This is a genomic window from Vibrio makurazakiensis, assembly GCF_050337375.1.
GTDB lineage: Bacteria > Pseudomonadota > Gammaproteobacteria > Enterobacterales > Vibrionaceae > Vibrio > Vibrio makurazakiensis.
This window is the reverse complement of the sequence record NZ_JAKJSW010000010.1, coordinates 1-8,142: the sequence shown is the minus strand read 5'-3', so window position 1 is coordinate 8,142 and position 8,142 is coordinate 1. Positions and strand designations below refer to the sequence as shown.

Below are 8,142 nucleotides of genomic sequence, written 5' to 3'. Positions count from 1 at the left end.
GGCAATATCCACTCCCGATCGGATACCGCTATCCATCATCATCGTCATTCCTGAGGGCACTGAACCTCCCTCTATTTTTCTTAGAAGATCTATTGGGGATTCACAGGCATCTAACTGCCGGGCACCATGGTTAGATAAAATAACCCCGTCGGCATTTACCTCTTCAAGTAGCTTGAGATCGCTACTAGAACAAACACCTTTTATTATTAAGTTCCCTTCCCACTTGTCTCTTATTCTTTTCAGGCCTTCCGTATCCACTTTCCCCATCGCCATAGAGCGCATCATCTCTGGCAAATCGAGACGATGATCTCTCATGTATGGTTCCAAGTTTTTAAATTTTGGAATTCCATACTTGAGAGTTTGAGTCGCCCAATGCGGCGTTTTGCATACGTCGATGAAGTTCTTAACAGAATGCTTAGGAGGCATAGTTAACCCATTCACGATATCATTGGGCCGAAACCCAAACGTCGGAATATCGACCGTGACCACCAAGTTTTTGTAGCCGCAACTCTTCAACCGTCCCAATATTGAATCTTGTATTGTTTCRTCCACTGGGTTGTAGAGTTGAAACCATGCATTGTCTTCAGCTAACTCTGCGATTACTTCTATCGACTCAGATGAAACGGTGCTTAGGATATATGGAATATTGTATTTCTTTGCTGCCTTCGCCAAAATCACCGGTGAATTAGGCCAAATTAGACCTTGTAAACCGATTGGTGCAATGCCGAATGGAGCGCTATATTCTTTCCCAAGGATTGTTGTTTTTAAGTCGCATTTTGAATACGGCGTTAAATACCTTGGTGCTAACTTAGAACTCTGCAATGCTAAACGGTTTGTCTCCAATCCAATATCATCAAAACAACCTCCTTCCAAATATTCATAGATAAACTTGGGAATATTCTTTTCTGTTTTCTTTCTCATTCGAGAATAATCTGGGTATCGACCATCTAACATCGCATCAACTCTAATTGTTTATAAGAACACGCTAGGTAGCCAAAGTGATAATGCTGGGATATAAGTCACCATCAATAACACGGCTAAATTACACAATAAGAAAGGTACGATTGCTTTCACGACTTTCTCCATTGGAATACCACCAATGCCTGCAGCAACGAACAAACAAACTCCTACAGGTGGAGTAGTTAGACCAATCATTAAGTTAAGCACCGCGATAATGCCAAAGTGCACCGGGTCTACACCAACAGCTGTCGCTACGCCTAATAATGTAGGAAACAGTATGATTAGTGCCGCAATGGTCTCCATGAACGAACCGACTAACAGCAGCAGTAAGTTTATGATTAGCAATACAATGATTGGGTTTTCACTTATCGTTAATATCGCTGATGCTATCATTTGTGGGATTTTTTCTGACGTTAATATCCACCCAAACACGTTAGCTAAGCCAACCAGTAGCATTAGTGATGCAGTGGTTACAGCAGTCGAAAGTAGTATTTTCGGAAGATCTCTAAATGAGAGCCCCTTATAAACAAACATCCCAATAATCATTGCGTAAAGTGCCGCGACGACAGAAGCTTCGGTTGGTGTAAAGAAGCCACCAACAATGCCAATCAGTATTAGGAATGTCAGTGAGATAGCCCAACAGCTTGTACGCAAATGAAGGATAATTTCTGATAACGTTGCACGCTTTTCTTTCGGGTAACCTCGTTTTACCGATAGGAAATAAGTCGTTGCCATCATACCTACACCGAGTAATAAACCCGGTACAGCACCAGCAAGAAACAGTTTTCCTACCGAGATACTGGTTAAAGTACCTACAATGATCATTGGAACACTAGGAGGAATAATCGGCCCTATTGTTGAAGAAGCAGCTGTTACTGCAGCAGCAAATGGTTTGTCGTAACCACTTTTAGCCATACCAGGGATCATTACCGAACCAATAGATGCTGTATCTGCAACCGCAGTACCTGAAACGCCACCAAACAACATTGAACCACTAACATTCGCTAACCCAAGTCCACCGCGAATATGCCCTAGCATCGCGTTACTTAGCCCTATAATCTGTTCGGTGATATTCCCTCGGTTCATCAAGTTACCGGCTAGTATGAAGCCGCCAATACAAAGGAGTACAAACGAATCAATACCAGCAAACATTTTTTGTGGAATTACAGTTAATGAAATATCGGCTATCAATAAGTAAGCCATTGATGCTATTCCAAGCGTAATTGCAATAGGAAAGCCTAATATTAATAAAATAAAGAAAACCGAAAATAATATATAGACTTCCATATCATCCTCTCCGACTTGTATGTTTAATAATTATCTTTATAGAGTCTAATGCTATAAATAATTGTAAGTTTGCAAATATAAGAACACTTGCAAAAAATATGTAGTCCATTTGAACTGCAAGTACTGGTGATGTTTGCCACTCACCGATACTCATAAATTGAAAAGCGTTTGGTAACGTAATAAAGATAAAGATAGAAATAACGATATTAACAACAAGTTGGTATATGCTCTGCCATTTCTCACTTAGCCTAGAGACTATAATATCGACACTAACTAGTTCTTTTGACTTAAAGGCTAAACCAGCTCCAAAAGCAACCGTATAGATGAAGAAGTAGCGAGAAAGTTCTTCTGTCCAAGCAGGAGTACTTTCTAAAAACATTCGAGCAAATACTTGTAGTAAAACCACACCACATAAAGCGACTAAACTGCAGATTGTAAAAAAGCTAAAAAAACGAGTGGCAAGTCGATCAATGTGATCTACGGCTCTCGATACGAGTGACTCTTTTGGTTCTTCGGCCACATTTACGATTGTCGTCATAATTTCCCTCATTAGAAAATAGGGAGGCTATCCACCTCCCCAAGGGTTACTTATAGTTTTTGAATATCTTCAAACAGCGGTAGCTGCTCTTTATTCAAACTTTTACGAACAGCCGGAAGCGCAGCTTCACGAAATGCCTCTTGATCGACATCGACGAATTTCATCCCTCTTTCTTGCAACAGTTCAGCAAGTTTTCTTTCGTCTTCCAGGAATAACTCTCGCTCATAGGCTTGTGTTTCTGCAGCGGCCTCTTTAACCACAGCTTGCAAGTCCTTAGGTAATTTCTCTAATTGACGCTTACCCATCACAACGTAAATCCAGCTACGTACGTGTTCTGTTTTGTTCACATAATCTTGTACTTCAAAGAAAGATGCGCTGTTAATAAGAGACAGTGGGTTTTCTTGAGAATGGATCGTGCCTTGTTGTAAAGAAGTAAATACTTCCGAAAATGCCATCGGAGTCGGTTTAGCACCAAGTTGTTCCCACACTTTCACAAAAATTGGAACATTAGGAACACGTAGGATCGTACCGTTGAGATCTTCTGGCGTTGTGATTGGTTTATTAGAAGTCAGGTTACGCGCACCACGTTCGAACCAAGTTAGTGGCACTAGACCAGAACGTTGAGTGATTTGTTCTTCAATCTCTTTACCAACCTCACCATTTGCTACTGCCGCTAAGTGCTCGCTATCGCGGATTGCATATGGGATTGCAAGTAATGCCGCTTTAGGTGCCCAGTTTTGCAATGATTCACCCGAGATTGTTAGGTCAACTGTGCCTAATTGGATGCCGTTAATAATATCCATCTCTGAACCTAGCTCAGAGTTCGGGTACACCAAGACTTCAATTCGTCCTTCAGATTTTTCTTCCACCGTTTTTTGGAAATGTAGAGCAGCTTTGTTCCAAACATTGTCATCGTTTGCCAGATGGCCAAATTTCAAAGTGTAGTCGGCAGCAGATGCAATTCCAGTAAAAAGAGAAGACGCTAATATAGCGGCGCTCAATAGTTTTTGCTTCATCATATTCTCCATTTTTATCCATTATTGTACAGACCAATTAAATCTAACATCGGATAAATGTTTCACAATTGATAAAAACGTTAAGTGTGATAAATATGACAGAAACATGGTACTTAGGATGGCGTTTTTATGCGCAAAGTCTCAGCTTTGGCACTCTATAAATTCCATTTCCCAACCTATAAACAGTAATTCCCCATGCTAACCACTCAATTTTCATGCTTGTTTTACCTTCCTTTATTTAAGTTAAATTCACGACAAGTACTCCACATTGCTTTAAAGCTATCGAACAAACCCACCTTTCCCCCTCCACACATATAGAAATAAAAACACAAATAAAAACAACAATTTAAATTAATTGAAACAACTAAGACCAAGCTAATCAGTGAGTTAGCCTTGTTACAAAATTCACCAAAATACTATTTTCTACAAATTCTGAACACAGCTAGTCATAACTATAAAGGCTGCTTTTTTACTAAAATAATGTAAGTCATTGACCTTGTGCATTTTTCACCATCTGTCGATCTATAAAAATGTCACAATATCGCCTAGCGCGACTTTCTAATTATATATTTTCGCTATATTCACCCGTCGAAAAATTGATTTGGTCGCACAGAAAACCAAAACAAACCAAATTGGTCTGGACAATATCATCACGTTAACTTGCCTTTGGTCACATAACTTTTTAATAAATGATGGTTTAATTGGTACATAACAGTGCTCGCATAATGAGCCAACAGACCCTCAAAGCAATTTTTTAGGGTTAATACCATTAGATGGAATGGGCTAAGAGACAAACACATGGCTCATAGCAGCACAAAAAAACTGATTACGAACAAGGTAGATATAGGCATGACAACAAAAACTGACCGGCTGTACATAACTGTCGCCAATCAGATCATTAACCGGATTAATGCAAAGCAGTACCTTGTAGGGGACAAAATCCCACCAGAAAGGAAGCTGTCAGAAGAGCTCAATGTTAGTCGTACCGTCATACGCGAAGCTATGGTGTATTTAGAGCTTTCTGGAATTGCTGAAATTAAAAAAGGGGCTGGCGTTTTCGTCTTACAAAGTCAGCCTCAACTGCCTTCACCTTCACTGAGTGAATTTACACCAAACGATATTTTGTCGGCTAGAAAAGTGGTTGAAGGTGAGTTTGCGAAACAAGCAGCGTTAAACAATTCACCTGAGTTAATAAACGAACTCCAACAATGTATTGACATGATGAATGCCTCTCAATTTTTCTCAAGTATCGAGTTAAGGCATCAGACATCTCATGACGCAGATCAGCAGTTCCACTGTGCGATCGCTAGCGCTTGCCAGAACCCACTACTAACAATTTTCCACCAAGATCTTATGTCACTACATATGAAAGGGAAAATGTGGGATCGCATGGAAGTCATTGCGAACGAGCCTACTGCAAAAGGGATTTGGGTTGATGATCATCAAGCGATCTTCAACGCGATCAAAGCCGGAGATCCTGAGCAAGCAGAATTAGCCATGATCATGCACATCGATAACGTGATAGACAAGTTGAGTAACTAAAAATGAAATCATTTATTGTAAATGGAATTAATGACTACCAGGTCGTTGAGCAAAACGTACCATCTTTCTCTGATGACCAAGTGTTAGTCCGTGTAGAGTACGCCGGAATTTGTGGTTCTGATCTTCATATCATCCACGGTCAAAACCCTTTTGCTACCTACCCTAGAATCACTGGGCATGAGTTTGTAGGAACTATCGAAAAGATTGGAGACAGCCTAACTGGGCTGGAAGTTGGAACAAAAGTGGTCGTGAACCCTGTGATCAGCTGTGGCCAATGCCGACCTTGCAAAATCGGTCGCTCTAATGTGTGTACTGAACTTCAAGTGATTGGTGTTCACACCGATGGCGGATTCACACAATTTCAAGCCGTGCCTGCAGCCAATATCATTGCCCTACCAGACAGTATCAACTTAAGAGATGCAACCTTAATTGAACCTTATAGTATCGCTGCTAACGTTTTTAACCGATTAGACGCTTCATCGGATGACACAATATTGATCTACGGTGCGGGCGTTATTGGCTTAACCATTGTACAAATTGCTAATGTTTTGGGTATTCCTTCTATCATCGTCGATCTTCTTGATGAAAAGTTAGAAACAGCCAAACAATTAGGGGCAACTCATACCATTAACCCTAAGCAGGAAAACACCGAGCAGCGTGTCATGGAACTAACCAATGGACAAGGTGTGCCACTGATCGCTGACGCCGCATGCATCCCTGCTCTTATCCCTGAAATTATGAGACTTGCAGCCCCAGCAGGAACCGTTTGTTTACTCGGTTTTTCAAGTGAGGATAGCCCGCTTCAACAAGTTGAAGTGATCAAAAAAGAACTGACCATTGTAGGTTCTCGACTAAATAACAAGATGTTCCCTAAAGTGATTGAATGGATGGCTCAAGGAAAACTCGACACCGAGTTTTTGATCAGTCATGAGTTCACCCTCGATACCGCTCCTGATGCTATTGAACTTATTGAAAGTCACCCTCAAGAAGTACGTAAAGCATTGATCAAAATGCATTAATGACTCATATACGTTTTTGTTCAACAGATTGAGCCTCCAAGATTCAATTGGAGACTCAATAGCTCACTCACTCCCAAAATCCGCTTTACACCTAAGGATGTTTATATGGCTTCAAGTCGAACTGAATATGATCAATCATCACATTCAAACTATGATCGCTCGTCACTTAAAAACCGAATCGTTCATATTGGTTGCGGTGCTTTTTTCCGTGCTCATCAGGCTTTGGTATTAGAAAAACTCAACCAAATAACCCCTAGTGATTGGGGCTATACCACCATAAGCTTGTTTAGTGGAAAGCCCTTCATACAGGAATTGAGAGAGCAAGACCATCGTTACACTGTTGTTGAACAAGATCATACCTCTACAAATGTTCACACTATTGAATCAATAATAGATAGCATGCACCCGAGCCTTGATGGTATTGACTCTATTATAGAGAGAATGGCGGAACCTCAGGTATCGATAGTTTCATTAACGATCACTGAAAAAGGCTATTGTGTAGACCCAAACACACGCCAATTCCATGCTAGTCACCCGTTAATTACACAAGACATCTCTACTCCCAAAGCACCAAAATCAGCCTTAGGTGTGATAGTTGCTGCGTTGAGTTTGAGAAAAGAGCGAGGTCTAGCCGCCTTCAGTGTCATGTCCTGTGACAATATGCCCCATAACGGTGAAGTAACGAAAGCCGCCATTATCGCCTACTCCAAGATGATCGACCCGGAGCTGTCTGAATGGATTTCAACCCATGCTAGCTTCCCTAGTACGATGGTCGATAGAATTGTTCCCGCAATGACCGACGAATCATTGAAAACTATCGAGTCATTAACTGGTAAGTTGGATCCTTGCGGACTGATCACAGAACCATTTTTGCAATGGGTTATTGAAGATAACTTTGTTTCTGGCCGCCCTGAATGGGAGCGAATCGACGGAGTGTCACTCGTAAAAAATGTACAGCCCTATGAAGAAATGAAGCTCAGAATGCTTAATGGTAGCCACTCTTTTCTAGCTTACACAGGGTACTTGTCTGGATATGAATACATTTCGGACACGATGGAAAATCCTAGTTTCAAAGAAATGACTCGTCGCCTTATGCTCAATGAGCAAAAACCAACACTGCAAGAACTAGATGATATCGACTTAGTGGATTATTCTGAATTGTTATTGAATCGATTTTCAAATCCATATTTGAAACATAAGACTCATCAGATCGCTATGGATGGCAGCCAAAAGCTCCCGCAACGTATTATTGAATCTATAGGTATTCTAGCGAAAGGAAAACATGATTTTACTGCCTTAGCGTTAGGCACTGCAGCATGGATGCGCTACATCAGAGGTATCGATGAAAACAATCAACCAATAGAAGTCGTAGATCCGCTTTCTGAACACTTATTATCAATCAGTAAAGAACACGGCGCTATTGAACCCTTGGTTAACGCTCTTTTGAGTGAAGAAACGATCTTCGACCAATCTATTGTTCAGCAGAAATCGGTTATTGATGCTATCACTCGGGCGTACATCAATATTGAACTAAAAGGCGCTAAGAAAGCGGTGATGGAAGCGACCATATAGTCTTTTCTAACAAAACCTATTTAGCCTAGAACGCCCCATCTATCATGTAGCATTAGCCTGCAAGTGAGAGAAATTGATCACTTGCAGTCTGCTCATCAAATATATCTACCAGTAACTAACAAGTTAAAACGTATTAACTCGGCCTTATAAAATCAATTGATAGAAGGGATAAAAAGTCGGTATTTACCGACTTTTATTTTCTTACAAA

Annotated in this window: 7 protein-coding genes; 3 read left to right on the top strand and 4 right to left on the bottom strand. The window is 40.7% G+C overall.

Translation table 11 applies throughout. The features are described 5' to 3' along the window. The 4 genes from L4C33_RS00795 to L4C33_RS00780 form a co-directional block, all read right to left on the bottom strand. On the bottom strand, window positions 1–954 hold a 954-nt coding region (locus tag L4C33_RS00795; protein ID WP_428810584.1), incomplete at its 3' end, for an alpha-hydroxy acid oxidase. A gap of 18 nt (window positions 955–972) precedes the next feature. After that, the gene (locus tag L4C33_RS00790; RefSeq protein ID WP_137357939.1) at window positions 973–2,247 is read right to left on the bottom strand and encodes a TRAP transporter large permease; all 1,275 of its coding nucleotides are present in this window, start codon (window positions 2,245–2,247) and stop codon (window positions 973–975) included. A gap of 1 nt (window position 2,248) precedes the next feature. After that, entirely contained in the window at window positions 2,249–2,785 is a 537-nt protein-coding gene (locus L4C33_RS00785) for a TRAP transporter small permease (protein ID WP_428810583.1), read from the bottom strand. A gap of 50 nt (window positions 2,786–2,835) precedes the next feature. Further along, on the bottom strand, window positions 2,836–3,804 hold the full coding sequence (locus L4C33_RS00780; protein WP_428810582.1) for a TRAP transporter substrate-binding protein: 969 nt from the start codon (window positions 3,802–3,804) through the stop codon (window positions 2,836–2,838). Between the two features lie 846 nt (window positions 3,805–4,650). Between L4C33_RS00780 and L4C33_RS00775 the strand changes: the two genes are divergently transcribed. The 3 genes from L4C33_RS00775 (at window position 4,651) to L4C33_RS00765 (ending at window position 7,934) form a co-directional block, all read left to right on the top strand. After that, window positions 4,651–5,343, top strand: coding sequence for a FadR/GntR family transcriptional regulator (locus L4C33_RS00775; RefSeq protein WP_428810581.1), 693 nt, complete (start codon window positions 4,651–4,653; stop codon window positions 5,341–5,343). Between the two features lie 2 nt (window positions 5,344–5,345). Further along, a complete protein-coding gene (locus tag L4C33_RS00770; RefSeq protein WP_428810580.1) occupies window positions 5,346–6,362 on the top strand; it encodes a Zn-dependent oxidoreductase in 1,017 nt (338 codons plus the stop codon). Between the two features lie 105 nt (window positions 6,363–6,467). Continuing rightward, the gene (locus L4C33_RS00765) at window positions 6,468–7,934 is read left to right on the top strand and encodes a mannitol dehydrogenase family protein (RefSeq protein ID WP_428810579.1); all 1,467 of its coding nucleotides are present in this window, start codon (window positions 6,468–6,470) and stop codon (window positions 7,932–7,934) included. Window positions 7,935–8,142 lie beyond the last annotated feature (208 nt).

Coding starts and splice junctions, on each gene's coding strand:
- L4C33_RS00790 (WP_137357939.1), bottom strand. CDS start 2,247: ATGGAAGTCTATATATTATTTTCGGTTTTCTTTATTTTATTAATATTA.
- L4C33_RS00785 (WP_428810583.1), bottom strand. CDS start 2,785: ATGACGACAATCGTAAATGTGGCCGAAGAACCAAAAGAGTCACTCGTA.
- L4C33_RS00780 (WP_428810582.1), bottom strand. CDS start 3,804: ATGATGAAGCAAAAACTATTGAGCGCCGCTATATTAGCGTCTTCTCTT.
- L4C33_RS00775 (WP_428810581.1), top strand. CDS start 4,651: ATGACAACAAAAACTGACCGGCTGTACATAACTGTCGCCAATCAGATC.
- L4C33_RS00770 (WP_428810580.1), top strand. CDS start 5,346: ATGAAATCATTTATTGTAAATGGAATTAATGACTACCAGGTCGTTGAG.
- L4C33_RS00765 (WP_428810579.1), top strand. CDS start 6,468: ATGGCTTCAAGTCGAACTGAATATGATCAATCATCACATTCAAACTAT.